The organism is Leifsonia sp. Root112D2 (assembly GCF_001424905.1).
Classification (GTDB): domain Bacteria; phylum Actinomycetota; class Actinomycetes; order Actinomycetales; family Microbacteriaceae; genus Root112D2.
In genome coordinates this window covers 1228251-1253909 of the sequence record NZ_LMCU01000001.1, presented here as the reverse complement: position 1 = coordinate 1253909, position 25659 = coordinate 1228251, and the positions used below count along the sequence as shown (strand labels likewise).

The 25659-nt window shown below is 63.8% G+C and carries 32 protein-coding genes; 18 read left to right on the top strand and 14 right to left on the bottom strand.

Annotated features, from left to right (window positions below; translation table 11 throughout):
• Positions 1-44 precede the first annotated feature (44 nt).
• The 4 genes from ASC63_RS05805 to ASC63_RS05790 all read left to right on the top strand — a co-directional run bounded on the left by ASC63_RS05805 (position 45) and on the right by ASC63_RS05790 (position 3926).
• The gene (locus ASC63_RS05805; protein ID WP_055810732.1) at positions 45-929 is read left to right on the top strand and encodes an ABC transporter ATP-binding protein; all 885 of its coding nucleotides are present in this window, start codon (positions 45-47) and stop codon (positions 927-929) included.
• On the top strand, positions 926-2092 hold the full coding sequence (locus ASC63_RS05800) for an ABC transporter permease (protein ID WP_200936791.1): 1167 nt from the start codon (positions 926-928) through the stop codon (positions 2090-2092). Before ASC63_RS05805 ends, ASC63_RS05800 begins: the two co-directional genes overlap by 4 nt.
• A gap of 42 nt (positions 2093-2134) precedes the next feature.
• On the top strand, positions 2135-3205 hold the full coding sequence (locus tag ASC63_RS05795) for a threonine aldolase family protein (RefSeq protein WP_055815001.1): 1071 nt from the start codon (positions 2135-2137) through the stop codon (positions 3203-3205).
• Between the two features lie 127 nt (positions 3206-3332).
• Complete coding sequence (locus tag ASC63_RS05790) at positions 3333-3926, top strand: nitroreductase family protein (protein ID WP_055810730.1); 594 nt, start codon at positions 3333-3335, stop codon at positions 3924-3926.
• Between the two features lie 18 nt (positions 3927-3944).
• Here the strand turns inward: ASC63_RS05790 and ASC63_RS05785 are convergent, their stop codons facing one another.
• The 4 genes from ASC63_RS05785 to ASC63_RS05770 all read right to left on the bottom strand — a co-directional run bounded on the left by ASC63_RS05785 (position 3945) and on the right by ASC63_RS05770 (position 8852).
• On the bottom strand, positions 3945-4994 hold the full coding sequence (locus tag ASC63_RS05785; RefSeq protein WP_055810728.1) for a zinc-dependent alcohol dehydrogenase family protein: 1050 nt from the start codon (positions 4992-4994) through the stop codon (positions 3945-3947).
• A 22-nt stretch (positions 4995-5016) separates the two neighbouring features.
• On the bottom strand, positions 5017-7182 hold the full coding sequence (locus tag ASC63_RS05780) for an ATP-dependent Clp protease ATP-binding subunit (RefSeq protein WP_200936789.1): 2166 nt from the start codon (positions 7180-7182) through the stop codon (positions 5017-5019).
• A 225-nt stretch (positions 7183-7407) separates the two neighbouring features.
• Positions 7408-7950, bottom strand: coding sequence for a GNAT family N-acetyltransferase (locus ASC63_RS05775; protein WP_055810726.1), 543 nt, complete (start codon positions 7948-7950; stop codon positions 7408-7410).
• Between the two features lie 146 nt (positions 7951-8096).
• Positions 8097-8852: an MBL fold metallo-hydrolase gene (locus tag ASC63_RS05770; protein ID WP_055810724.1), complete on the bottom strand. Its 756-nt coding sequence runs from the start codon at positions 8850-8852 to the stop codon at positions 8097-8099.
• Between the two features lie 129 nt (positions 8853-8981).
• Between ASC63_RS05770 and ASC63_RS05765 the strand changes: the two genes are divergently transcribed.
• Complete coding sequence (locus ASC63_RS05765; RefSeq protein WP_055810722.1) at positions 8982-9575, top strand: TetR/AcrR family transcriptional regulator; 594 nt, start codon at positions 8982-8984, stop codon at positions 9573-9575.
• A gap of 95 nt (positions 9576-9670) precedes the next feature.
• On the opposite strand, the gene ASC63_RS05760 is transcribed toward ASC63_RS05765, so the two are convergent.
• Both ASC63_RS05760 and ASC63_RS05755 read right to left on the bottom strand, forming a co-directional pair.
• Complete coding sequence (locus tag ASC63_RS05760; RefSeq protein ID WP_055810720.1) at positions 9671-9898, bottom strand: RNA-binding S4 domain-containing protein; 228 nt, start codon at positions 9896-9898, stop codon at positions 9671-9673.
• 67 nt (positions 9899-9965) lie between these two features.
• The gene (locus ASC63_RS05755; RefSeq protein ID WP_055810719.1) at positions 9966-10388 is read right to left on the bottom strand and encodes a type II toxin-antitoxin system VapC family toxin; all 423 of its coding nucleotides are present in this window, start codon (positions 10386-10388) and stop codon (positions 9966-9968) included.
• 504 nt (positions 10389-10892) lie between these two features.
• On the opposite strand from ASC63_RS05755, the gene ASC63_RS05750 reads away from it, so the two are divergent.
• The 5 genes from ASC63_RS05750 to ASC63_RS05730 all read left to right on the top strand — a co-directional run bounded on the left by ASC63_RS05750 (position 10893) and on the right by ASC63_RS05730 (position 14688).
• The gene (locus tag ASC63_RS05750) at positions 10893-11537 is read left to right on the top strand and encodes a cation diffusion facilitator family transporter (protein WP_162242877.1); all 645 of its coding nucleotides are present in this window, start codon (positions 10893-10895) and stop codon (positions 11535-11537) included.
• 571 nt (positions 11538-12108) lie between these two features.
• Positions 12109-12777: an alpha/beta fold hydrolase gene (locus tag ASC63_RS05745; RefSeq protein WP_055814998.1), complete on the top strand. Its 669-nt coding sequence runs from the start codon at positions 12109-12111 to the stop codon at positions 12775-12777.
• An 87-nt stretch (positions 12778-12864) separates the two neighbouring features.
• Positions 12865-13239 carry an ArsR/SmtB family transcription factor gene (locus ASC63_RS05740; protein WP_055814995.1) on the top strand — a complete coding sequence of 125 codons (375 nt, stop codon included), beginning with the start codon at positions 12865-12867 and terminating at the stop codon, positions 13237-13239.
• Complete coding sequence (locus ASC63_RS05735; protein ID WP_055810715.1) at positions 13236-14243, top strand: cation diffusion facilitator family transporter; 1008 nt, start codon at positions 13236-13238, stop codon at positions 14241-14243. The genes ASC63_RS05740 and ASC63_RS05735 overlap by 4 nt, the downstream gene beginning before the upstream one ends.
• Before the next feature lie 253 nt (positions 14244-14496).
• Positions 14497-14688 (top strand): hypothetical protein, encoded by a 192-nt coding sequence (locus ASC63_RS05730; RefSeq protein WP_055810713.1) that lies wholly within the window; start codon positions 14497-14499, stop codon positions 14686-14688.
• 24 nt (positions 14689-14712) lie between these two features.
• Here ASC63_RS05730 and ASC63_RS05725 read toward each other — a convergent pair whose 3' ends face one another.
• A complete protein-coding gene (locus ASC63_RS05725; RefSeq protein ID WP_055810711.1) occupies positions 14713-15453 on the bottom strand; it encodes an SDR family NAD(P)-dependent oxidoreductase in 741 nt (246 codons plus the stop codon).
• Between the two features lie 100 nt (positions 15454-15553).
• Here ASC63_RS05725 and ASC63_RS05720 point away from each other — a divergent pair, with 100 nt between their 5' ends.
• The gene (locus tag ASC63_RS05720; RefSeq protein ID WP_157487589.1) at positions 15554-16009 is read left to right on the top strand and encodes a MarR family winged helix-turn-helix transcriptional regulator; all 456 of its coding nucleotides are present in this window, start codon (positions 15554-15556) and stop codon (positions 16007-16009) included.
• Between the two features lie 87 nt (positions 16010-16096).
• Here the strand turns inward: ASC63_RS05720 and ASC63_RS05715 are convergent, their stop codons facing one another.
• Complete coding sequence (locus ASC63_RS05715; protein WP_055814992.1) at positions 16097-16432, bottom strand: winged helix-turn-helix transcriptional regulator; 336 nt, start codon at positions 16430-16432, stop codon at positions 16097-16099.
• Between the two features lie 77 nt (positions 16433-16509).
• On the opposite strand from ASC63_RS05715, the gene ASC63_RS05710 reads away from it, so the two are divergent.
• Entirely contained in the window at positions 16510-17160 is a 651-nt protein-coding gene (locus ASC63_RS05710) for an FMN-dependent NADH-azoreductase (protein ID WP_055810707.1), read from the top strand.
• Between the two features lie 106 nt (positions 17161-17266).
• Here the strand turns inward: ASC63_RS05710 and ASC63_RS05705 are convergent, their stop codons facing one another.
• Positions 17267-18031, bottom strand: coding sequence for a hypothetical protein (locus tag ASC63_RS05705; RefSeq protein ID WP_157487588.1), 765 nt, complete (start codon positions 18029-18031; stop codon positions 17267-17269).
• 429 nt (positions 18032-18460) lie between these two features.
• Between ASC63_RS05705 and ASC63_RS05700 the strand changes: the two genes are divergently transcribed.
• The 3 genes from ASC63_RS05700 to cmtR all read left to right on the top strand — a co-directional run bounded on the left by ASC63_RS05700 (position 18461) and on the right by cmtR (position 20109).
• Positions 18461-18904, top strand: coding sequence for a MarR family winged helix-turn-helix transcriptional regulator (locus ASC63_RS05700; protein ID WP_055810703.1), 444 nt, complete (start codon positions 18461-18463; stop codon positions 18902-18904).
• Between the two features lie 167 nt (positions 18905-19071).
• On the top strand, positions 19072-19704 hold the full coding sequence (locus tag ASC63_RS05695) for an NAD(P)-dependent oxidoreductase (RefSeq protein WP_055810701.1): 633 nt from the start codon (positions 19072-19074) through the stop codon (positions 19702-19704).
• Between the two features lie 63 nt (positions 19705-19767).
• A complete protein-coding gene (gene cmtR / locus ASC63_RS16070) occupies positions 19768-20109 on the top strand; it encodes a Cd(II)/Pb(II)-sensing metalloregulatory transcriptional regulator CmtR (RefSeq protein WP_082487276.1) in 342 nt (113 codons plus the stop codon).
• A 164-nt stretch (positions 20110-20273) separates the two neighbouring features.
• Here cmtR and ASC63_RS05690 read toward each other — a convergent pair whose 3' ends face one another.
• A complete protein-coding gene (locus ASC63_RS05690; RefSeq protein ID WP_055810699.1) occupies positions 20274-20474 on the bottom strand; it encodes a helix-turn-helix transcriptional regulator in 201 nt (66 codons plus the stop codon).
• 78 nt (positions 20475-20552) lie between these two features.
• Positions 20553-20750, bottom strand: a complete 198-nt coding sequence (locus ASC63_RS16235; RefSeq protein WP_157487587.1) for a hypothetical protein — start codon at positions 20748-20750, stop codon at positions 20553-20555.
• A gap of 92 nt (positions 20751-20842) precedes the next feature.
• Here ASC63_RS16235 and ASC63_RS05685 point away from each other — a divergent pair, with 92 nt between their 5' ends.
• Entirely contained in the window at positions 20843-21424 is a 582-nt protein-coding gene (locus tag ASC63_RS05685) for a hypothetical protein (RefSeq protein ID WP_055810696.1), read from the top strand.
• A 35-nt stretch (positions 21425-21459) separates the two neighbouring features.
• Here ASC63_RS05685 and ASC63_RS05680 read toward each other — a convergent pair whose 3' ends face one another.
• Positions 21460-22770, bottom strand: a complete 1311-nt coding sequence (locus ASC63_RS05680) for an epoxide hydrolase family protein (protein ID WP_235492291.1) — start codon at positions 22768-22770, stop codon at positions 21460-21462.
• Here ASC63_RS05680 and ASC63_RS05675 point away from each other — a divergent pair.
• Complete coding sequence (locus tag ASC63_RS05675) at positions 22739-23338, top strand: TetR/AcrR family transcriptional regulator (RefSeq protein ID WP_157487586.1); 600 nt, start codon at positions 22739-22741, stop codon at positions 23336-23338. The genes ASC63_RS05680 and ASC63_RS05675 overlap by 32 nt on opposite strands.
• A 43-nt stretch (positions 23339-23381) precedes the next feature.
• Here ASC63_RS05675 and ASC63_RS05670 read toward each other — a convergent pair whose 3' ends face one another.
• A complete protein-coding gene (locus ASC63_RS05670) occupies positions 23382-23987 on the bottom strand; it encodes a dihydrofolate reductase family protein (protein WP_055810690.1) in 606 nt (201 codons plus the stop codon).
• A gap of 139 nt (positions 23988-24126) precedes the next feature.
• On the opposite strand from ASC63_RS05670, the gene ASC63_RS05665 reads away from it, so the two are divergent.
• Entirely contained in the window at positions 24127-24561 is a 435-nt protein-coding gene (locus ASC63_RS05665) for a pyridoxamine 5'-phosphate oxidase family protein (protein ID WP_055810688.1), read from the top strand.
• A gap of 49 nt (positions 24562-24610) precedes the next feature.
• Here the strand turns inward: ASC63_RS05665 and ASC63_RS05660 are convergent, their stop codons facing one another.
• Positions 24611-25582: a zinc-binding dehydrogenase gene (locus ASC63_RS05660; protein WP_055810686.1), complete on the bottom strand. Its 972-nt coding sequence runs from the start codon at positions 25580-25582 to the stop codon at positions 24611-24613.
• Positions 25583-25659: the final 77 nt, after the last annotated feature.

The window sequence follows — 25659 nt, the reverse complement described above, 5'->3', positions numbered from 1 at the left end:
CACGCGCCACCACGGGGCCTGCGAGACAGTCCAGGGAGTAGTACGTGCTGGAGATTGCGAAAGTCAACAGGTCGTTCGGCGACCACCATGTGCTGAAGGACGTGTCGTTCACGGTGCAGCCCGGGCGCCTGACCGGCTTCGTCGGCAGCAACGGGGCCGGCAAGACCACCACCATGCGCATCGCGCTCGGCGTGCTCTCCGCCGACAGCGGCACCGTGCTGTTGAACGGCGCCCCGGTGGGAACCCACGATCGTCGCCGTTTCGGATACATGCCGGAGGAGCGCGGCCTGTACCCGAAGATGCGCGTGGCCGAACAGCTGGTCTATCTGGCCCGCCTGCATGGGTTGAGCGCGCAGGAGGCGCAGCGCAACGCATCCGCTCTTCTCGAGCGCCTGGAGCTCACCGAACGCGCCGGCGACGACGTCGAGACGCTTTCGCTCGGCAACCAGCAGCGTGCGCAGATCGCCGCGGCACTGGTGCACGACCCCGAGATTCTCGTGCTCGACGAGCCGTTCTCGGGCCTCGACCCCATAGCCGTCGATGTGGTGCTCGGCGTGCTCAAGGAGCGGGCGAACGCCGGAGCGCCCGTGCTGTTCTCCTCGCACCAGCTCGACATCGTGGAGCGACTCTGCGACGACCTCGTGATCATCGCCGATGGAGCGATCCGCACCGCCGGGCCCACCGAACAGTTGCGCCGCGAGCACTCCCTGCCCCGGTACGAGATGCTGCTCGGCGGAGACGCCGGCTGGGTGCGTGAGGTCGCCGACGTGACGGTGCTCGAGCTCGACGGCGACTATGCCGTCTTCGAGACCGCGACGGATGCCACGGCGCAGCAGGTGCTGCGCCTCGCCATCGAGCGTGGTCACGTCGCATCGTTCGGCCCGCACCAGCCCTCGCTCGCCCACATCTTCAGGGAGATCATCAAATGAGCTCGACACGCACCGTGCAGACCTCGACGCCGAGCCGGGGCTCCGCACCCACTGGTGACCGCGCATCCGTGCTGTCGCCGGGCGGCCCGGTCTGGCTGGTCGCCGAACGCGAGATCCGTTCCCGGCTGCGCAGCAAGGCGTTCCTCATCTCCACCGGCCTGCTGCTGCTGGCCGTGCTGGCCTCCATCGTGATCGGTAGCATTGCCAGTGCCTCCGCCTCGCCCACCAAGGTTGCCGTGGTCGGCGGCGCCGCGGCCGTGGTGCACACGGCGGGCGGCTTCGACGAGGTGGCCGCAGCCGATGTGGCGGCAGCCGAGAAGCTCGTACGCGATGGCAAGGTCGATGCAGCGGTGGTGCCGGCGGATGCGCAGGCCGGCACGACAGACGCGACTCCAGCGGTTCGCGTCATTGCGCTCGAATCGGCGCCGACGGATGTGGTCAGCCGGCTCAGCATCGCCCCCGAGGTCACGCTGCTGAAGAAGCCCACCCAGAACCCACTGCTCAGCTACTTCGTGGCCATCGGCTTCGGTCTCGTGTTCTTCATGTCGGCCATGACCTTCGGCACCACCATCGCGCAGAGCGTGGTGGAGGAGAAGCAGACCCGGGTCGTGGAGATTCTGCTGTCGACGATCAGCGCACGCATCCTGCTTGCCGGCAAGGTGATTGGCAATAGCCTGCTGGCGTTCGCGCAGATTCTGGCCACCGCCATACTTGCCAGCGTCGCGCTCATGCTCACCGGCCAGAGGTCGCTGCTGTCGAGCCTCGGGCCATCGGTCATCTGGTTCGTGGTGTTTTTTGTCTTCGGTTTCGTGCTGATTGCCGCGCTGTATGCGGCGGCAGCAGCGCTCGTTTCGCGCCAGGAAGATGTGGGCGCCGTCACCTCCCCGGTGATGCTGCTTGTGATGGCCCCGTACTTTCTCGTGATCTTCTTCAACGACAACCCCACGGTTCTGGCGATCATGTCATACGTGCCGTTCTCGGCGCCGGTGGGGATGCCCATGCGCATCTTCCTGGGCACGGCGCAATGGTGGGAGCCGCTGGTCTCACTCGTGATTCTGCTGGCCACGACGGCCGTGGTGATTGTCTTCGGCGCACGCGTCTACTCCAACTCGCTGCTGCGCACCGGCGCCCGCGTGCCCCTGAAGGAGGCCCTGCGCGGGTGAGCGGATGCGTGTGCTCGCTCCCGCAATGAGAGACTGGTGGGCGTGACTGAACAGCTGCATGACCCCGATTACCGTGGATTCGCATCCGACAATTACGCCGGCGTGCACCCCGAGATTCTCGCCGCACTCGCCGGCGCGAACGGCGGGCACCAGGTTGCATACGGTGAGGATGCGTACACCGAGCGGCTGCAGCAGGTATTCGCCGAGCAGTTCGGCGAGGGCGTGCAGGCCTTTCCGGTGTTCAACGGCACCGGCGCCAATGTGGTGGGCCTGCAGTCGATGCTGCCGCGCTGGGGTGCGGTCGTCTGCGCGAGCACCGCGCACATCCACACGGACGAGAACGGCGCCCCCGAGCGGGTGGCCGGAATCAAGCTGCTCACGGTGGACACTCCGGACGGCAAACTCACGCCCGAGCTCATCGACCGCCAGGCCTGGGGCTGGGGCGACGAGCACCGCGCTCAGCCGCTCGTGGTCTCGATCACACAGACCACCGAGCTCGGTACGCGCTACACGCAGGACGAGGTGCGCGCCATCTCCGAGCACGCGCACTCCAAGGGCATGAAGCTGCACATGGACGGCGCCCGCCTGGCCAACGCCGCCGCCACCCTCGATCAGCCGCTGCGCGCCTTCACTCGCGACGCCGGCGTGGACGTGCTCAGCTTCGGCGGCACCAAGAACGGGTTGCTATTCGGTGAGGCGATAGTGGTGCTCAACCCGGAAGCATCCGAGGGGCTCACCTATCTGCGCAAGCTCGACATGCAGCTGGCCTCCAAGATGCGCTTCGCCTCGGCGCAGCTCATCGCGCTGCTGTCGGATGACCTGTGGCTGCGTTCCGCACGCCACGCCAACGCCATGGCGACCCGGCTGCGCAGTGCGCTGGAGCGCGGCATCGACGACGGATCCATCTCGGGGCTGTCGTTCAGCCAGGTGACGCAGGCCAACGCCGTCTTCGCCGTGCTGCCCCCCGGCGTCGCCGACCGGCTGCGTGAGCGCTTTCGGTTTTACGACTGGGATGCTGCGCGCGGCGAGGTGCGCTGGATGTGTTCCTGGGACACCACGGAGGGCGACATCGACGCCTTCGTGGCGGCGATCACCGAAGAGCTGGCCGCGTAACAGGCGTCTGCCCGGCGGCCCCCCACTTTTTTCACCTGCGCGGAATATCCCTGCAGTTCATGCGTTTGCATCTAGTGGCAACGGCGCCGAGCACAGATCCATGTCAACTCCAGGAAGTCAGGCCCGCATGTCGCTTGCCACCGCATTCGTTTCGCACACCGCCGAGACCAGCACCCCGATACACGAGGTACTCGCCGAGCGCTGGAGCCCCCGCTCTTATAACGCCTCCGCCCCGCTCGACGAGCAGAAGCTGACCGCCGCCCTCGAGGCTGCCCGCTGGGCGCCGTCGGCCGCCAACTCGCAGCCGTCGCGCTTCATCGTGGCGCGTCGCGGCAGCGCGGCATTCCACACGATCGTCGAGAACCTGATGGGCTTCAACACGGTCTGGGCCGCATCCGCCAGCGCGCTCATCGTGGGTGTCGCCGAGGTGACGGATGCCGATGGCAAGGCACGCCCGTGGGCCAAGTACGATCTCGGCCAGGCTCTTGCGCACCTTTCCGTGCAGGCTCATCACGATGGTCTGCATGTGCACCAGATGGGCGGATTCGTTGCGGACGGCCTGCGCCAGGCATTCTCCATCGAAGAGCGTTTCGAGCCCGTCTCCGTTGCGGCAATAGGCGTTCTCGCATCCGCTGAGGAGCTGCCCGAGGCGTTGCGTGAGCGTGAACTCACACCGCGCACCCGCTTGCCGCTGACCGAGCTCATTCTCGTCAACGAGTAGCCCGGACCGGGGCGTCGACTACGGGCGCAGCAGCACCTTGATGGCGCGGCGCTCGTCCATCGCCGCGTAGGCCTCTGCGACATCCGCGAGCGGCAGTTCGAGGTCGAAGACACGGCCCGGGTCGAGCCGGCCGTCGAGCACCTCCGGCAGCAACTCCTCGACGTAGTTGCGCACGGGGGCGACGCCGCCGTTCACACCGACGTTCGAGTTGAAGAGGCGACGCACCGGCAACTCCGGGCCACCGTTCGGCACACCAACATAGCCGACCATGCCACCGGGCCGGGCGGAGCGGATCGCCTGGTCCATCGACTCCTTGGTACCGACGCATTCCAGCACGCAGTCGGGCCCGATGCCGTCGAACATCTCCTTGATGCGGGCGACGCCCTGGTCCCCGCGTTCGGCAACGATGTCTGTCGCTCCGAATTCGCGGGCAAGATCCTGCCGGCTCTGGTGGCGCGACATGGCGACGATGCGCGAGGCACCCAGGCGGTGCGCCGCGAGCACCGCGCACAGCCCGACGGCGCCGTCCCCGACAACCACCACGGTGCTGCCCGTCGTCACGCCGGCGGAGACGGCGGCGTGGTGGCCGGTGCCCATCACATCGGCGAGTGTCAGCAGGCTGGGTATGAGGGCGGCATCCGGCTGGGTGGGCGTGGCGACGAGGGTGCCGTCGGCGTGGGGAACACGCACACGCTCGCCCTGCGCGCCGTCTGCGAAGCCCCCGAGCCGGTCGTCGGAGCCCCACCATCCGCCGTGCAGGCAGGAGGTGCTCACGCCGTTGCGGCAGTTCACGCAGGTGAAGTCGCAGTCGTAGAACGGGGCTATTACAAAGTCACCGACCTGGATCTTCTGCACTTCGGGGCCGACCGCTTCGACGATGCCGACGAATTCGTGGCCGATGCGGTGCGGCTCGGTCGTGGGCTGGATACCGCGATACTGCCACAGGTCGGAACCGCACACGCACGCCGCCACGACGCGCACAATCGCGTCGCCGCCCGTGCTCAGAACCGGATCCGGGACCTCCTCGAATCGAATGTCTCGTTCCCCATGAATCACCGTTGCGCGCATGGGTTCAAGCTTACGTCGCGAACTACTCGACCAACGGGGCGGCGACGACCGTCAGGGAGTCGCCGTCGGCCGCAATGTCGACGCGGGCGGTGTCCCCGTCGTGGATGCTGCCGTCCAGCAGCGCTGTCGCCAGCCGGTCGTCGATCTCCCGCTGCATCAGGCGGCGCAGTGGGCGCGCTCCATAGATGGGGTCGTAGCCGCGCTCGGCGAGCCAGGCGCGGGCATCCGGGGTCACCGCCAGGTCGAGACGGCGGGCGGTGAGCCGCTTCTGCAGTCGATCCACGTAGAGTTCGACGATCTCGCCGAGCTCCTGCTGCGTGAGCGTGGAGAACACCACAATGTCGTCGAGCCGGTTCACGAACTCGGGCTTGAACGACTCACGCACGAGTTGGCGTACGGCCTGCTCCTTCTGCTCGGGCGACAGGCTCGGATCGACCAGAAAGTGGGACCCCAGATTGGAGGTGAGAATGAGGATCGTGTTGCGAAAGTCGACCGTGCGGCCCTGACCATCGGTGAGGCGACCATCGTCGAGCACCTGCAGCAGAACGTCGAACACCTCGGGGTGCGCCTTCTCGACCTCATCGAACAGCACGACCGAGTACGGACGCCGCCGCACAGCCTCGGTGAGCTGACCGCCCTGGTCGTAACCGACATAGCCGGGAGGGGCACCGACGAGCCGCGAGACGGAGAACTTCTCGCCGTATTCGCTCATGTCGATGCGGATCATCGCCTTCTCGTCGTCGAAGAGAAACTCGGCGAGCGCCCGAGCCAGCTCGGTCTTGCCGACACCGGTCGGGCCAAGGAACAGGAACGAACCAGTGGGCCGGTCGGGGTCGGCGATTCCGGCGCGCGTGCGGCGCACCGCCTCAGAGACCGCCCGCACGGCCTGCTTCTGGCCGATGAGTCGCTTGCCCAGCTCGTTCTCAAGGTGCAGCAGCTTCTCGGTCTCGCCCTGCAGCAGGCGCCCGACGGGAATACCGGTCCATGCGGCGATGACCTCGGCGATGTCCTCTTCGCTCACCTGGTCGCTCACCATGCGTTCGACGCTCGGGTCGTTCTCCGCTCGCTGCGCGGCCTCGATCTCCCGCTCGATGGGCGGAATGACCTCGTATTCGAGACGCGACATCTCCTGGTAGTTGGTCTCGCGCATCGCGCGGTCGCGCAGCATCCGCGCGTTGTCGAGCTGGGTCTTCAATTCACCCACGCGGTTGAGGGATGCCCGCTCGGCGTCCCAGCGCTGCTGCAGCTCGGCGAGTTTCGACTCGCGTTCGCGCAGGTCTTCGCGCAGCTTTGCCAGCCGCTCCTTGGATGCGTCGTCCTTCTCCTTCTTGAGCGCTATCTCCTCGATTCTGAGGCGGTCCACGCCGCGGCGCAGCTCGTCGATCTCCACGGGCGCCGAGTCGATCTCCATGCGCAGCCGGCTCGCTGCCTCGTCAATAAGGTCGATGGCCTTGTCGGGCAGCTGGCGCGAGGGAATGTAGCGGTGGCTGAGGGATGCCGCGGCCACGAGAGCCGCGTCCGCGATCGCCACCTTGTGGTGCGCCTCGTATCGCTCCTTAAGCCCGCGCAAAATAGCGATGGTGTCTTCAACGGATGGCTCACCCACGTACACCTGCTGGAAGCGGCGCTCGAGCGCGGCATCCTTCTCGATGAATTCGCGGTACTCGTTGAGGGTGGTGGCGCCGATGAGGCGCAGTTCGCCGCGCGCCAGCATGGGCTTGAGCATGTTGGATGCCGCGACCGAGCCCTCGCCGCCGCCCGCGCCCATCAGGGTGTGCAGTTCGTCGATGAAGGTGATGATCTCGCCGTCGGAGTCGTTGATCTCCTTGAGCACGGCCTTGAGCCGCTCTTCGAACTGGCCGCGATACATGGCCCCGGCCACCAACGCGGAGAGGTCGAGACTGACCAGCTGCTTGCCCTTGAGCGATTCGGCCACGTCGCCCGCGACGATGCGCTGGGCAAGGCCTTCCACCACGGCGGTCTTGCCGACGCCGGGCTCCCCGATGAGCACGGGGTTGTTCTTGGTGCGCCGGGTCAGCACCTGACTGACGCGGCGAATCTCGGCATCCCGACCGATTACCGGGTCGAGCTTGCCACTCTTGGCAATATCGGTGAGATTGATGCCGTACTGTTCGAGCGCGCTCTTCTGCTTCTCGTCGCTCGCAGGAGCGCCCTGCATGTTTGCCACTGATTCCCTCCCGAGACCGCCCGTACAAAGTTGAGTCTTGCTGACTCAAGTTTATAGCGCAGATGCGTATTCCCGCTACCCGGGCTCCTTGCCGAACTGCGCGATTACCAGACGGCGACGCCTTGCGAATGGACCGGCATCTGGCGTTGACGTGGATGCGGTTCGACTTGCGGATGGTCTACGGTGACCGGCCACTCAGGCATCCACTTCGGTCGCACGCACGTCCTATCCGGTGAACACTGAGGGCGCCCACTCAGAGCGGAGGATACCCATCACGACGATGTCTTCATATTCTCCGCGCACCCAGGCATGCTGGCGCTGACGGCCTTCGATCATGAAACCCGACTTTTCGTAGGCACGGATCGCGCCGAGGTTTGACGCAATCACCTGCAGGTGTACCCGGCGCAGATTGCAGCGCACGAATGCGAACTCGACGATCTGCGAGAGCGCCGCCGTGCCGATGCCCTTCCCACGAGCTTCAGCGGTCAAAGCGATGCCGACTTCTGCATGTCGGGCCAGCTCGTCGAATTCGAAGAGCGAGACACTCCCGACCGCGGCACCGTCAACGTCTATAACGAAACGCACGCTCTTGGCCGCTGCGTCGGCATCCGCTTGAGCCAGCCGAGCCTCAAATGCACCTCGACTCAGCGGGGCAGGCGTCGACGGGTTGCGCTCCTCCCACGTGCTCAAGTCGGCAGCGATTTCGAACAACAGCTCGGAATCCTCTTCAGAACGAGGACGAAGCGTGACGGTCTGGGAGTTGGACATACACAGAATGCTACCGATCGAAGAAATCGACGCCGGTGTCGTTTACTGCTGCCGAGTGCCCGACTGCGGCTCCCGTCTCACGTCCAGCTCATTTGCCGAGGTCGGTTACAGGCTTCGATGGGATCCGTGGACATCTCTCGGCTCCTTCACGCCGCAACGACAAGACGCTCCCCTGGTTTGATCACCGTGACGGGAACCTCTGGGGCGTGACGGCGGGCCGCGTCGACGTAGAGGGTCGGGTCTTTGTCGCTTTTGAGGATGAGGCGGTCGCCGATGGGGCCGGCCGTGAAGGCGTAGTGCTGCGGGATTGCCAGTTTGGGGCGCAGGACTGAGGTGAGTTCGGCGGCTTCGTCGGCGTTCATGACGACCTGTTTGTTTCCCGCCATCCGTATATGGAGGCCGTTGACCGGGAGCAGGGTGACGTCGAGGGGACCGAAACGGTCGCCTAAGGTGCGCAGTTCAGGGGTGAGGAGCGTGTCGCCGGCGAAGTAGACGCTGCGGCCGCCGCCCGTGATCACGTACGTGACTTCGTAAACGCCGTGCTCGCCGGGGGCCGCGTTGAAAGTCAGGTCGCCGACGTTCGTGCTCTCCCACGCCTCAAGTGGGGTGACGTTTGTGAAGCCGACCTTCCTGGCCTTCTCGACAACAGGTCCGGCGACGATCATCGGTACGTCCTTGTGCGGGTAACGCTTGAACGCATCGAGGTCGCAGTGGTCGTAATGCTCATGGCTGATCACGACAGCATCGAGGTGTGGCAGTTCTTCCGGTTGGAAGGCGATTGGCTCGCCGGGGTGATAGAAGGTCTTCTGCGAGAACCACGGGTCCGTGAGTACCGTCAGTTCCCCGATCTCGATCAGGTGACAGCTGTGGGTGACGCGGGTGATGGCGAGCGACTCGGTCATGACGGTTCCTTACGGTTCTGGATGGTCAGCATGAGCAGACCCCTTTTCATGAATCATGATTGGTACTCAGTACCATAACATACTGAGTTCCTTACGGTGTCAAGTACCTTTTGCGTGTAGTCTCGAACCGTGCCGCAATCCGTCCCCGCTCTCGAATCCCTCCGGGAGCGCAAGCGGCGGCTCATACAGCAGCGCATTGTCGAAGCCGCGGACGAGCTCTTCGCCGCGAAAGGCTTCGACGATGTTTCCGTGACAGACATCGCTGCCCGAGCGGATGTTGGACGCACGACGTTCTTTCGATATTTCGGCGACAAGGCCGAGGTTGTGTTCGCCCACCAGGAGGAGATTCTCGCGCGGATCACCCAGTTCGCCGCGAGCGAGTCCGCAGGCCCCGCCCGCACCGCTGCGGAGGCCGTTGAGCAGCTGCGGACTATCGTCGTCGCACTTTGTGACTACGCAAGCGACAACATCGACGGGTATGCGCTCCACTACGAGCTGGTCGAGAAGCACCTTGAATTGCGCGCACACGATGCCCTGAAGACGCAGCTGATCGCCGATCGATTTACTCAAATTCTCGTGGGGCGTGGCACGAGCGAGCCCACAGCGATGTTCGCCAGCCAGGTCGCGCTGGCCTGCTATCAGATCGCCCGACGTCGGGCGACGAGTCCCAGCCGGCTTGGCGCCGAGGCACACGCCGCGTTCAAGCAGTTGGCAGCGCTCTGATCGCTACGGCGAAGCCGACCGCCGGGCCCCGGAAGAACAGCGTCACCTGATGTCTGGGAGCGGAGAGCACGCCGCCTCCGTGCGCATCCGCACCCTCAGGGACAGACGCGAGCCCTGCGTCCGTCGAAGCTGACGATGTCTCCGAGCTGAAGCTGCCGTCCGCGTCGAAGATCGACCTCGCCGTTCACGGCCACAAGGCCATCGATAATGGCCTCTTTCACGTTGCCACCGGAGTCGAGCAGTCCAGCGAACTTCAGGAACTGCCCGAGGCGAATGACCTCACCCCCGACCGGGACATCGTCGATCGCACCCGGATTCATCATCCTCGAATGTTAGTCGACCAGGCGTTGGCCGCTCTGACGGTCGGTCGCACGCCCGCAGGCGGATCCGCTAGTCGGAAATCTTGAGTTGCGGGGGCTGGTTGAGGGCATCACGGTTTGCGACGGGGGTGATGCCCTTGGCACCGGTGAGGAGGTGCGGGTCATCTGTGACCAGCAGATCCGCTTGAAGGCGAGCAACTGCGAGGTATTCAGCCGGTCGAGGATCGGCCCATCCGAGGTCGCGGGCGATCTTCCAAGCGGTCGCCCGTGAGACCCGGTCGCCGAGAAGTCGAATCTTCAACTCAGCAAACTGGTCCAACTCAAGTCGTCCCTGGTTCTCGCTCAGGCGCCCTGCTCGAACCTCGCCGAACAGCACGTTCAAGACGTCTGACCGGAGGACAGCTGGTGCCACGAGTTGATGCTCAGCAGAAAGAACGACGTCGTGCCGGATGAGGGCCACGCAGATCTGCGCATCGATGACGATTCGGGTCATCCGTCAATAGTGCTCGATTCCAACCATCAGCACCACCGGAAGGTTGCCGACCGCAGAACAGTCCCTTGGCCCACGAGAGATCTGTCCCTACCCGCTGGGTCCCGATAACCGATCCGTTTGCGGGCATCCTGGGCGCGTTCAGGATCGGTTGTTTCCTCGACGGACCGTTTGCCTAGAGCGGCCCATGGCCGATACAAGGGAGGCCATCGTGCGAGAAATCACCGAGCGAATAGCCTCGTCGCACACAATCCCATCTTCTCCGATCACCGACCGGCGCACCGGCGTACTCGGGAGAGCTGAAGAAGTTGGCCGACGATTCTTCGATCATTCGCCGCAACTGCGCCACACCGTCTGGCAGCGCGTCCAGTGGGACAACACGGCCTGGAGCCGGTCGCTGTGCCCGGCGATCATCGTCGGGAAGCCAGTTGACGCTCGTTGGCCGCGGAGCGGGATGAAACAATGTTCTGCGTGTCGGATGCTTCGAACCGCGGTGGGTACGATCCTGTGGCATCTCACGCGCCAAGATGGAGTCAGCGTCGCCGGATTCTGATCGTTCTCGGCCTCAACGTGGCACTGATAGCCGGATTGATTGTCGCGGGCCTGCTCGCGCACTCGGTGAGTGTGCTTGCCGCCGCCGGCGATACTGTGGCGGACTGTCTTGCTCTGGTGCTTGGCCTCATTGCCATCACTCTTCGTGACCGCGACCCTGACCCCCCGCATGCGCAGCGACCGATCGCCATCGCAGCGCTCGTGAACGCCACCCTTCTGCTGATCGTTACCGTGATGGTCACGATCGAGGCAATCTCCCGATTGCACGAGGGCTCGCCGCCGGTTGACGGCCTGCCGATGGTGATCGTCAGCCTCGTTACCCTGGCGGTGATGCTCACGGGCGCGTTCGTGCTTGGCCGCTCTGCCGCGGGCGAAGACCTGCACATGCGATCGGTCCTGATCGATTCTCTCGCGGATGCGACCACCGCGGCGGCGATCGCCATAGCCGGGGCAATCATTCTGGTCACGAACGGCCTCTATTGGCTCGATCCCGTGCTGGCCATGCTGGTATCGGTGCTGATCGCGATCGCAGCGGTCCAGCTCGTTGTCACAGCGATCGCGGCCCTCCGCGGAAAACGCGTCGACTTCGACGACGACTGAGTCCTCACACGATGATGCTCTGTGGCACGGCGTCTGGGTGCCGAACGAACGCGAATTTCAAGATGATTTTGCTCCTCGAAAACGAGCAGACATCATCTACTCCACCTACTAGACGTTCCGGCTATCGAGCACCGCGGAGTCGAGCGCGAATCGCCCCTTGAGATCGTTGCCCCGTGGTCTTTCTCACGTGCGTTTCGACCACGTCGAAGCCCGCTGCGACCAGTTCATCGCTGAGGTCGCTGACTGGCCACCGGTACGCCTGAACGACAGCGAAGTGCACGGCTGAACTCCAACAGCGGAACGCTGATCGTGCTGGGCGAATGGTGGATGAGCGAGTACCAAGCGAGCTCCGCGAGGAAGTTTGTCCACTGGCCCGGACCACAACCCGCGTCGATGACCGGTCCCTCGATGCCGCCCGCCCACGTCGCCACAAGCTGACGATCCGAAGGATGCGCGGCGATCTGCGTGAGAATGTGGGAATGACATCGGTTTTACGCATTCGTCTGATTCTCGGTGATCCCAGTTCGGCCCTTGACGCCTGCCGGAATGCAGGCGTTGTATGCGAGGCCTCATGAGCAGCTTCGTGCTGGTGCCCGGCGCGGGCGGTGCGGCCTGGTATTGGAGTCGCGTAATCCCTCTACTGCAAGCGGCCGGGCACGACGTAGTCGCGGTCGACCTGCCCGGCGACGATGAAAACGCAGGTCTGGCCGAATACGCGCGCCTGGTAGTTGCGGCCAGCCGCGAGCGTGATGACGTGGTTCTCGTTGCGCAATCGCTCGGCGGGTTCACTGCGCCACTTGTGTGCACCCAAGCCGCCGTGCGCGAGCTTGTTTTCGTGAACGCGATGATCCCCAACCCGGGCGAGACTCCTGGCGCCTGGTGGGATGACACGGGCTGGCTCGACGCGCGCGAGAAAGCCGCTCTGGCGGGCGGCTACAACACTGAGTTCGACATGGACACCTACTTTCTCCATGACGTTCCACCAGAGGTGGTGGCGGATGGAGCAACGCATCAGCGGCTAGAGGCCAACGCCGTCTTCGCGTCGACATGTGATTTCGTGGATTGGCCAACCACCCCGATTCGGGTGCTCAGCGGTGAGGGAGACCGGTTCTTCCCGCTCGATTTCCAGCGTGCCGTCGCGCGCGAGCGCCTCGGCCTGGACCCGGATGTCGTGCCCGGCGGTCATCTCCTCGCACTGTCGAACCCGCACGGTGTGGCCGATTACCTCCTGCACCGTTGATCACATGTCTAACACGCACCCCGCGTCGGTACCAGGGCCTCCGTGGATGCGAGCGCTGGCGTGATAGGGCTGTGCAATAATATGCGCATGGACGCAGATACGCAGCTTTGCGGGCTTGATCCTGATTCACCGTACGTCGAGCTCGCCGTGGAAGTTTTCGCCATGCTCGCCGATGCCACCCGGGTGCGCATCATCATGGCCTTGCGAAACGCGGAAGAGCTGTCGGTTAATCACTTGGCGGATATCGTCGACAAAACTCCTCCCGCGGTTTCCCAACACTTAGCGAAGCTTCGAATGGCACGAATGGTCACGACCAGACAAGACGGCACTCGAGTCTTCTATCGACTCGTCGACGAACATGGCGCCGACCTGGTCAAAGACGCAATTAAGCAAGCTGAGCATTCTGTCTCGAACGGGTCGCTCCCCCGTCACCACCATGCGCAAGTCGGTGCTTCCGCGTGACGGCGGCACACCACCACGACCATGAGCAGTCTGGCCATGAGCACAGCCACGACCACGACCACGGTCATCCGCATGGCGGGCTCCGCGGCTTCCTCTACGACCTGTTCGTGCCGCACACCCATGACTCGGCGGACTCGATTGATGATGCTCTGGAGGCAAGCACGGCCGGGGTGCGGGCGCTGAAGATCAGCCTGTTCGTGTTGCTGGGCACGACCGTGCTGCAGTTCCTTTTGGTACTGGTCACCGGCTCGGTTGCCCTGCTGGCCGATACGATCCACAACTTCTCTGACGCACTGACTGCCCTCCCGTTATGGATCGCGTTCGTCCTTGGCCGACGCGTCGCTACCCACCGCTACACCTTCGGATACGGCCGCGCCGAGGACTTGGCCGGGCTGTTCATTGTGGCCGTCGTCGCCTTGTCAGCGATCATCGCCGGTTGGGAAGCGATCAGCCGCTTCATCCACCCGCAACCCATCCAGAACGCCTGGCTGATTGTCATCGCCGGTGTCATCGGTTTCGCTGGCAACGAGGCCGTTGCGATTTATCGCATCCGCATCGGTCAGAAGATCGGCTCGGCCGCCCTCGTCGCCGATGGCGTTCACGCACGCATTGACGGGTTCACCTCCCTGTCTGTCGTCATCGGTGCCATCGGCGTCATGCTCGGCTTTCCGTTGGCGGACCCGATCATCGGGCTGCTGATCGCCGCATCAATCCTCGTCTTGCTCTGGGGCACCGTGAAAAGCATTGGTGCGCGTCTGATGGACGCCGTCGAGCCAGGGCTGGTGCATCGGGCGGAGCACGCCCTCGAACACACCGCTGGCGTCATCGCCGTGTCGTCCATCCAGCTGCGCTGGGTGGGACATCGCCTTCAGGGCGCAGCGACCATCACTGTGAAGACCGACTCCCTTCACGAGGCTCAGCACATTGCTGACCACGCCGCAGAGCACATCAAAGACGAACTCCGAAACCTCGACGCATTCACGGTGACAAGCACCCACACATAACGCGCCATCCGAGAACACCGCGGTCGCCAGAGGGTGTCGAATCCGATCGGAGTCGTTCGTTGCAAGGGTGAAAGGCGTTCAATGTGTGGATGCCGAAGTCAAGGACGGATCCCGTCACGAGGGCGGTCGAGCGCGTCTAGCGCGCGGCTACGTGAAGGCCTCAAGAAGTGCGGCTGTGAAGCTTGATCGCACAACGGTCTGCCTGCCGATCGCGGCTGGCTCCGTGTCGAACACACCCTACAGACTCTGAGACATGGCGGTCATCGACGACATTCGAGCGCTGGGCGCAGAGTTGGAGCGCTCCTGCCAGGCCTCCGTGCGCGGGCGGTTGAAGTACCGCGTCGGTCAGATGGTCTACGTCGCGTTCTCGCTCGACGAGAGCGTGATGGGGTTCGCTTTCCCGAAGGGGACACCGGGCGAGTGCCTGCGTGTTGGCCTGCGCTGACCTTTCCGGCGGTGGTGATGAGCGTCATCGGTGCTTCTGCTTGACCAGCTGAGAGAGCGCGACCTGCACCTCGTCCTGGTCGTGCAGCGCAATTGAGGCGCTCGGGGCGGTGCCGGCCGAGATCGCGACCGCTACCGTGCCGACGTCTTTGGCGTCAACGGAACCGGCGGCAAGACGGGTGGTGACCGGTCCGAGCACCAGGGAGAACACCCGCCTCGAAGAGCCACTCTCGGCAGCGGCAACACGCTGCATCATCAGCAACGCCGCTTGCTCCATACTCACCAGTCCGCTGCCCGGGACCGGCCACGTCGCAGAGTCGCCGACGACCACCGAGTACGCACCCGCATCGCTCAGATGCGGCAGCGCCGCGCGCAGCACCGCCATGTGCGTGGTCGCCAGACCGGTGAACGCCGATTGCCAATCCTGCTCGGTGATCTCGGCAAGAGTTCTGCCCTGCCACCAGCCGCCGATCGGCGCGACCACGGAATCCAGTCCGCCGCGGAAATGCACGACCTGTTCGACGAGATCCTGCGCGCCGACGAAGCTGGTGTAGTCATGCACCACGAGGTGCAGGTGCTCGTTCGCCGCCTGGCCCAGCACCGCCCGAAACTCTGCCGAGCGCTCCTTGGACCGGGTCGGCACGATCACCTCAGCGCCTGCCTCGAGGAACGCCCGCACGACGCCCTCGCCGACCGCGCCGGTGCCGCCCGGCACCAGCACCCGGTGACCCGTCAGTTGCGGGGTTGTCAATGTCGTGTCATTCATGAGGTCTCCCAACCTTGATTGGATTCGTTGGCTTTAACAACGTTGTGTGAGCCAACGATAACATCTATTCGTTGTTGGGAACAACGGTTAACATGATGGGGTGAGCGACAACGAGACAACAACGCCACCCGCTCGGTTGCGGGCCCTGATCAGTTGGCAGGCCAATCGGGTGAACATCCTCGGTTCCCGGCTCACCGGAACGCGGATGCCGGCGACCGGGCGCGCCGACTTCGCCGTTCTGGCCGCACTCGAAGAGCGTGGCCCGATCAGCCAGGCAGATCTCGGCCGACAGCTCGGTCTGGACCGCAATACCATCAACGGGATCGTGACCCGGCTCGACGACGGCGGCCAGATTCAACGCGCGACAGACGCGACCGACCGACGCCGCAACACCGTCGCGATCACCCCGCTCGGCCGGCGATACCTCGATGAGCTTCAGGCCGCCACCGACACGGTGCAGGCTGAACTCGCGGCACCTCTTACGGCAGCGGAAGTGGCGCAGTTGCAAACCCTCCTGGGAAAGATACTTGACGCCCACCCAGGCCTACCCGCATAGTTTTGCTCTGCCGGGCATGCGTTCGAGTCAATCTGAGGCGTGGCTGTTCCCATCAAGTGGCGGCCACCCGGCTGTTCATGGAGCCCTCTAGTCGCGAGGCTGCAGATTACGCATGGCCCACACGCCGAGCTCCTGGATGGTCGGCACGATTTCGACGCCCGAAGGCGTGAGTTCGTAGCTGACCGATATCGGTGGACCTTCCCTGACATCTCGGCGCACAAGTCCGAGTTCGGTCAGCTCTGACAGTCGCTCCGAAAGCACGGTGTCACTGATGCCGCTGACGGCCTTGCGCAGCCCGACAAACGACGCACTCCCGCCGCCCAGAACTCCGAGAATCATCCCGTTCCATCGCTTTCCCAAGACGGTAAAGGCAAGAGTGATCGCGGAATCACAGACACGCGTATCGGTCTCAAGCTCGGGCATGACACCAATCATAGCTGTGCTATTGTTTCCCCGGTAACTTTGTTTTCCTTAGTCCATCATTTTATAGGAGAGTGCTAATGTCCTTATTCCGCCTCGATGCCAGCATCATGCCCGCCACATCCCAGAGCCGTGCCCTCGCCGACCTGGTCGAAGCGGAGTGGTCCGCCGAGCATCCCGACTCCGTCATCACCCGTCGCGATCTTGGCAGCGATCCGCTGCCTGCCACACTCTGGCGCGACGTCGTGACCAGCGGCTTCGTCGCCGAGGAAGACCGCACTCCAGCCCAGCGCGACGCCCACGCCCGTGCCGCCGCACTGGCCGACGAACTGATCAACGCGGATGCCCTGCTGCTGGCGATCCCGCTCTACAACTGGGGAGTCGCGGCCCACGTCAAGAGCTGGTATGACGTCACCTACACCGACCCCCGCATCGCCGGAGGCGCTCTCAAAGACAAGCCCGTTGTGCTCGCGACGGTGCTCGGCGGCAACTACAACCCCGGCACCCCCAAGGAAGGGTGGGACCACTCCACCCCGTGGCTCAGCCGCGTGATCGGCGAGGTCTGGGGTGCAGACCTGCTCGTTGTGCAGCGCCCGTTCACACTCGTCGGCGTCAATCCTGCGATGGATCAGTTCACCGAGCAGGCCGCTGAAATCAAGGCTGCCGCCGAGCAACTAGCGGTCGAGCACGGGCGCGCCCTCGCTGCGAAGCGGCGTTCGCTGGTGAGCTAACGCCAGGGGTGAGAACGAGGGGCATCCCGCTCCGTGAGATCGCCGAGGCCATTCGCAGATGCCTGGCAATCGCCGACCGTGGTGCCCCTCTGCCTCACACTCGCGCTCACGCCAGAGCTGCACACTGACCCAGCGCCCGGCCTCCTACGGTGTTGAGAGGCTCACCGGGGAAGAGCCCTCCGGTCACGGTGGGGGTCACGCCGAGGCAGACCAGATTTCTCCGAATACGGTTCTGCACAACGAACGCTCCGTGTGCGCCGGGGTCGGTATCGGTCACGGCGATGTGCAGTAGCGTCGCATTCCCGCCAATGTCGTTGAACAATACGCCCAGCCAGTTCGTGGTCTGCCCGGCCACGGAGACGTTGCGACCGATCGTGTTGTTCTTGATGGACCACGGAATCTCCGAGCCGCCACCGAGCGCGGTGATGTTTCCGCGCACCGTTATTCCGTTCAGCAGCACCGTGCCCGTGTTCAGCGCAGTGACATTGCCGTTCACGGCAATCGTGGAGTGGTCGAGCGGGTCGACGGTGCACGCGTGCCCCGAATTACCGACGTACGAGGCCGGCTGGCAGCCCAACCCGAGCAGTGCGCTCGACAGCGCAGTCACGTTGCCGCGCACGGTGATGGTGGATGCTGCGCTCTGCGCATCCAGCACCGCACCCCTTGTCACGGTGATGTTACCGCTGACACTGATCACCGCTCCGGCCGAAACGCTGCACGCTCCGGTCACGGTGATGTTGCGATATGCGCCCGACGCGATTGCGCCGTTGGCGCATGTGATGGATGCGTTGCCGTGAATCGGCGCCGCCAGCGCCGGTCCCGCGGTGAACATCATTGCCCCCGCGACCACAGCGATCCCCAATATCTTCAACCGAATGTTCATCCTCATCAACCGACCTTTTGTTCGAAATGAGCTGGGAGGATGTGCCGCCCGTGCAACAGCGCAGGAAATGGCGATCTCGAGCATCGGGATCCGGGAGGCACCCCAGCGTGCACTTCCGCTGCGCGTCGGCATGAGTGGGGGCGCGTATTACCGGCAATGTACTCCGGGAGCGGGGTTCCGGACAAGGATGAATATTCCTCGATATCTATTGCGCAAGCGAAGTCCGTGAGCGAACTGATCGGATCCTCATGGTCGCGGCGATAGCTGACGCGGCAGCCGCGATGACGCATGCCCCGATCGCGACGGCGAGGTTTGGTCTAAGTAGGCGCTATCGACGCGTGGCGCGGTTGTGAGTATAGTCACTAATCATTACCATAGGCAGTGAAATCGAAAAGGGCGGATGGCGGCGGGAGCGGCATGGAAGACGAGCAGCAGGTCAATCTCGGGGTGTCGTTGTTCATCCCGTACCGGTACTCCGAGGACCGAATGTTCCGAGCCATGCAGGATGCCGGGTTCGACGACTGGACACTCGCTCAATGCCGCGTGTTTCAACGCGTCGCCGCAGACGGTTCGCGCCTGACCGACCTTGCTGCCCAGGCGCAGATGACCAAACAGAGCGCCGGCGTGATGGTCGATCAGTTGGAACGCCTGGGCTATGTTCGTCGCGTCCCCGATCCCACGGATGGCCGCGCCAGACTGATCGTGATCGAGGGACGTGGGCAGAAGGCACTCGAGGTCGCCCGCGCGACACTCGACGACATCCTCTCGGAGTGGAAGGCCTACCTGGGCACCCGCAACTTCACGTTGTTGCACGAGATCCTGCTACAGCTCCGCGAGATCACCGACCCGTACGTGCGGTGAAGCCGACCACGCTGAGCCGTCCTTACCGCATTCCCATTCACCCGAGCCGCCGGGACTGTCGGACATCGAATCCAGTTTGACATTAGTCAGCTTTATTGACTAATATAACCATTTACCCGACACCATCGTGTCGATGTGGACCGCAATCGAAAGAGAAGACGAACGTCATGAAGTTTCTTGTTCTTGGGGCAACCGCCCGCACCGGCGTTCTTTTCATCACAAAGGCACTCGACGAGGGGCACCAGGTCACAGCCCTTGTTCGCAGCGCCAATGCCACCGTTGACCCGCGCGCTCACATTGTCATCGGTGACGTCACCGATGCCACCGTGATCGCGACGGCAGCCACCGGTCACGACGCGGTCATCAGCACCCTCGGAGTGAGAAACGTTCGCGAAACCCCAACCCTGATCACGGACACCGTGCGTGCGGTCATCGCATCCGCGAAAACATCTGGCGTTGACCGTGTCGTCATCGTGTCTGCGTTCGGTGTCGGCGACTCCCTCGCCAAAGCATCGTTCCTCGTCGCGCCCATATTCCGCACTGTGCTCCGCAAAAGCTACGCAGACAAAGCCGCGTCGGAAGTGCTGCTGCGAGCCAGCGATCTGAAGTGGACCCTCGAATACCCCGGAGCGTTGAACGACCGAGACCGCACCCGCTACTCAGCCACCGTGCTCGAGGAGGTCACAAAGCTGCCGCTCTTCCCCTCAACCTCTCGCGCAAACGTCGCCGACTTCCTCCTTCGCTCCGCCGTGGAAGAGACCTTCATGCGTCAGGTCGTTGTTGTCACCGACACCAAATAGCTCTCCGACACAGGTCCATCTGCACGCGCCAGAATAAGTCAGCCATGGCTGTATAGTCAGTGCATGCTGACATTAGCTTCACGGCTCGACATCATGAACCGGCTCGGTCGCGCCATGGCGGATCCGACCCGTTCACGAATCCTCCTGAATCTGCTGGAAGCACCGGGATACACCGGCCAGCTCGCCGAAACCTTGGGTCTTACTCGTTCCAACGTTTCCAATCACCTGAGCTGTCTACGCGGCTGCGGCATCATCGTGGCGGCACCAGAAGGACGACAGACCCGATACGAGATCGCTGACGCACACGTGGCAAACGCCATTTCGGGCCTCTTGACCGTGGTTCTTGCCGTGGATGAAGGCTCGCCGTGCCTCAACGACTCCTGCGCCGTTCCCGGCTGTTGCTAGCCGGGCCGCCCACAACCGCGAAAGGAGAGTCCAATGACTGACTGTTGCGACGCAGATTGCTGCACCGCCGAATGCGCTGACGGCTGCACCTGCTGCTAAGCCTCGGAGACGTCTCGCGAGGTGACCACGCCGCGAGACGTCTCTTCACAGTAGTGATCCCTGATTCAGGGTTTGGGTGCCGGCATGAAGAGGCCTTCGATGGGTTTTTCGAAGAGGCTGGAGATACGGAATGCCAGCGGGAGCGATGGATCGTACTTTCCGGTTTCAAGGGCGACGACGGTCTGCCGCGATACCTGCAGTCGCTCGGCGAGCACTGCCTGGGTCCATCCCCGCTGTTCGCGTTCCGAACGGATCAAATTCTCCATTAGGCCTTGAGCGCCTTGGTCAGGAGATTGGTGAACTCCCAGGCCACGATCCCGATGAGGGCCACGGGCCATCCGCCGTTAGGCACGTTGAACCCCGCAGAGCTGAGAGTGCCCCGCCCAGACAAGACGCCACGGGCTGCTCCCGTGACCCCATTGGTAAAGCGCGAAGTTCGCGAGCAGGTAGCAGCCGGTTCCCACCCACATCCGCACGCGAAAGACGCGCCTGCGGCGCAGCTCGGTCGCTGATTCCCCACCGGAGTCAAGGTCACTTGTCATTCCACAATTTTACGTGCGGCGACAGAACCATGTCAAGCTTCCTTGTCATCGACCGCCAAGGAAATGTCGTACGCCGTCGGTACGATTCCACAATGGAAACCAACCAGCTGTTCCTCGCCTCGGATGCCGCTCTTCGTAGCGTCATCGACCGCGTCACATCCGACGATCTCGACAAGTCCGCTCCGGCCGAATGGTCGCGAACTCCCAACCCGACCATCCGCGACATCCTGAAGGCTCACGCGTACGACGAAGCGTGGATCCCGGGAGTACTCGCCGGTGACTCGATCGCCGACGGCGACGACTTGCGCGAGCGCGATCTGCTCGGCGAAGATCCGATCGCCGCATACGACGCTCTCAACGACATCGCGACAGCGGCCGTACGCGCGGGCGTCAACCCTGACGCCACCTTCCGCTTCCAGTACGGCGACTACTCGGCGCAGGAGGGTCTGGTGCACCTGGCGCTTTACCGCGCGTTCCAGGCATGGTCGATCGCGAAGTACCTCGGCATCCCCTTCCACCTCTCGCCCGAGATCATCGCCGGAATGAACGAGCACGCGGTCCCCAACGCGGAGGAGTGGCGCGGCTTCGGCGTATTCCCACCAGCGATCGAACCGCCGGCCGACGCCGACGACGAGACACGGCTGCTCTGCACCCTCGGATTCTGGGTTCCCTGAGCACCCCTGCGGAGTGAGTCATTCGTTCGTTCGCTCTAGGAGCGGAGGCTCCTGAGACCGGTGCGGATTTCGCTGACCAGGATCTCGGGCTGCTCGAGCGCTGCGAAGTGACCGCCCTTATCGGCCTCGCCGTAGTGAATCAAGTCGGAGTAGGTGTCTTCGATCCAGCTTCGCGGCAGTCGTGGGATGTCGCGGGGGAACACCGTCACGGCGACGGGCAGCGTGAGCTTCGGACCAGCCATGCTTGCCGCCTTGTTCTCCCAGTAGATGCGGGCGGACGACGCGGCAGTGTTTGTGAACCAGTAGAGCGATATCGCGTCCAGCATGTCATCGGTGCTGAGAGCATCCTCGGCGAGCCCGTTGTTGTCGGTCTTGGACTGAAACTTGTCGTAGATCCAGGCCGCCTGGCCGGCCGGCGAATCCGCCAGGGCGAATCCGATGGTCTCTGGCTTTGTGCCTTGAAGGTGATTTGCTCCGCCCATATCGCCGGTATAGAGGGCGAGGGTGTCTACGGCGTAGCGCTCTTCAGGCGACAGCGTGTCAGGTATCTGGGCGGGAAAAGCGTATGGGGAGTTCACGTGAATTCCGAGAAGGCCGTCAGGCCGCGTGGCACCAAGCGCGGTAGTGACGACCGCGCCCCAATCGCCGCCGTGAGCGGACCACTTCGTGTAGCCAAGACGCCTCATGAGTTCCGCCCACGCGGTTGCGATCCGTGAAGCGGTCCATCCCGTCTCGGTCGGCTTTCCGGAGAAACCGAATCCGGGAAGCGACGGTACGACAACGTCAAAGGAATCTTCGATGTTTCCTCCAAACGCCACCGGGTCAGTCAGCGGGCCGATCAGCTTGACGAATTCGACGATCGAGCCGGGCCATCCGTGGGTCAAGATGAGGGGCATCGCATTCGGATTCTTTGACTTGACATGGATGAAGTGAATATCCAGCCCGTCGATCTCAGTCAGGAACTGTGGAAAACCATTGAGCACCGACTCAAAGCGGCGCCAGTCGTACTCTCGCTGCCAGTAGTTGATCAACGCTTTGGCATTCTCCAGGCGCACGCCCTGTGACCAGTCGGGGACGGTTTGCGGATTCGGCCATCGAGTTCTGGCCAGTCTCTGCTTCAGGTCCTCGATCTCGGCGTCTGAGATCGAGACGGTGAATGGACGGATCGCGGCTGAGGACGCGGACGTCGATGCGGTCATTGCCTTGTTCTCCTGATCTTTCGCTCTACAGTGCAGCACTTCGTTGCACATCAATGTGCAATGCACACTGCTGTGCAATCTAACCCATTGCACACCCATGTGCAATACTTTGACCGTGGACATTGAATCGGCCCGGGCGCGCTCCATGAACGACACGCGCAATCGCATCCTCGACGTTGCACTCGACGTTTTGGGGCGCAACCCGGATGCAGGCATGGGCGACATCGCCTCGGCTGCGGGCGTGGTGCGTCGCACCGTCTACGGCCACTTCCCCTCCCGCGCCGACCTCGTGCACACCCTCACGCAAGGGGTAGTGAGCGAAATCGCCGCCGTTCTCACCGAGGTCAACGCCTCGGAGGGATCAGCCGAAGTGGTGTGGGTCGATTTCATTGCTCGCCTGTGGCCACTGGCGCGGCGTTACCGAGTGCTGGTGGTGCTTCGGCGCGGCGAGTACGGCGAGGAAATTCACGCTCTGCTGCGGCCAGTCGATAAGGCCCTTGCCGACCTCGTGAAACGAGGTCAGGAGTGCGAGGTATTTGCACGACACCTACCCGCGCAGGTTCTCAGCCAGGTCGCGTTTTCCGCCGTATTCGCTCTCGTGGAAACCGGCCTTTCCGATGCCACCATCAACGCCCGCGCGGCAACAATAACGAGCCTGCTCATCTTGGGAGTTGCCGAAGCACGCGCAACGGCGCTCGTAGACGGGCAGCCGTGACCAGCGAAACCGGACGCGTGGCGGAGGCGTCGAAGACCGGCCTTCAGCTGGACTTGCGGTAGCGGATGTGCGTAGCCAGTGGTGAGTGCAATACCTCGACAGGCTCGAACCCGAACGACTCGACGCCATCGAAGATTCGCTCGCCGGAGCCCAGTAGCACCGGGGCAATGTCGAGAGTGAGTTCGTCAATGACCCCTGCAATAAGCGCCTGTCGAACCGTGGATGCGCCACCCGCGATGTCCACCCCATTGCCACCCGCCGTCTCACACGCCCGCGTGTAAGCGGCGTCGAAGCCGTCGGTGACGAAGTAGAACGTCGTGCCGCCCTCCATCTCGATCGGCTCGTGCGCGTGATGGGTGAGCACGAACACCGGTGCGTGATAGGGCGGCTCGGATCCCCACCACCCGCGCCAGTCCTCCTCCCACTCGCCGCGGATCGGCCCGAACATGTTGCGGCCCATCACGTAGGCGCCGCGTGGGCGCATGAGCCAAACGGTCGCGGCGTCGTCTGTCTCAGTGGCGTGTTCGTCGCCGAGGTGCCAGCGATGGAGTTCTATCCCGCGCTTCCCGAGCGGATCCTCGCGACTCTGGTGCGGCCCGGCAACAAATCCATCGAGCGAAATCGACATATGACACGTGGTGTCTGGCATCCGCGACCCTTTCGCAGGTGATTGCGATGTGCATGCAGTGACCCGAACTCTACCCGGCACCCATGAAGAACTGAAGTGGCGAATCGATCGCGGGAAGGTGCAGGCCACGGGGTGTTCACCCGTCGGATACCCTGCCTTCATGACAATAGATCCGGGCGATCCCCTGTCGGTGGCGGAGTTCGTGCGACGAGAGCAGCGCGGCGTCATTGCCACGATCTCTGCGAAGTCGTGGCCGCAGGCTGCACTTGTCGGCCTGGCCGCGCTCGATGACGGCACGCTGATCTTCGACAGCCCGGTCAGCTCCCGCAAAATCGAGAACCTTCGCTCCTGCGACCGCATCGCCGTCGTCGTGGGAACAGGCGGCGATGTGAGCGTGCAGATCGAAGGAATCGCACTGCAGGCATCTGCCACCGTCGAGCGAGGGCGCCTCGCTGCCGCCTACGCCGAGCAATTTCCGGGATCGCGCGCGCTGGCAGACGGCTTTGCTGTTGTCGGCATCCGCCCGAGCTGGGTTCGCGTCTACGACGCATCCACCGATCCGCCTGCCGTCACCGAGGCCACCTGGAACGAATGACCGGTCACGCCCGCTTCGGATTGAGATCCTGCGCGCGCAGATCGACCGACTACTGGGCTCCGTTTGGAACAAGCACGATTCGGCCAAAGACGCTGCCGCTGTCCATCTCGCGGTGGGCATCCGCCGCTTGATCCAACGGCCGGATGCTGTGCACGACCGGGGTGATTTTGCCCTCGGCGGCCGCCTGGAACTGCGCTGCCCTCACCTGGTTGCGCACATCGACGGGGATGGTCGCGAGGCTGAAGGTGGAGAACGAACGAGACTGTTGGAACGCGCGCATGAGAGACATGCCGAAGTCAGCGGGCGGGAAGCCCGCGACCGCGCCGACCAGAACCAGCCTTCCGTTGGGCGCGAGGCGATCGAGAAATATCGACAACTCGGGTCCGCCGATGATGTCGATGATCACGTCGAACATGAGTGGCGCATCCGGATCGCCCGTTGCGGAGCGATCCAGAACATCGGTGGCACCCAGGGCGACGAGGCGTTGGCCCCGCTCGGCAGATGACGTCGTCACCGCAATGGCGCGTGCGCCGGCCTGCGCGGCGAGTTCGACCGTCGCGATGCCGATGCTGCCGGCAGCTCCTCGCACGAGAACGCTCTCCCCGGCCGCGAGATGCGCGTGCTGGAGGGCGAAGTGGGCCACGGTGCCCGCGCTGCCGAGTGTCACCGCGTCAACGCTCGACAATCCGACCGGAATCGGGATGAGGTCGTCAACCTGCGCAACGGCCTGTTCGGCATAACCACCACTGGTGCCCGTGAACGCCCATACGCGTCGGCCTATCCACGCCGCATCGACGTCGGCGCCGGCTGCGACGACGACTCCGGCGACCTCGCTCCCGGGAATCAGCCCCGGCGCGAACGATGAGCCCAGGGTGCCGCGCCGGATCACCGCATCCACGCCCCCTACGCCGATCGCTTCGGTCTGAATGAGAACCTGCGAGGCGTCGGCCACCGGTGCCGGGGCGTCAACGGTGTGCATTCCACTCGGATCGCCGAATTCCTGGATTCTGATTGCTTGCATGTTCTCCTGCTTCTGATCGGGGTGCCGTATTCTGGTAACGGTAGTGGACGCATCCGTCCACTTATAGAAAGTGAGAT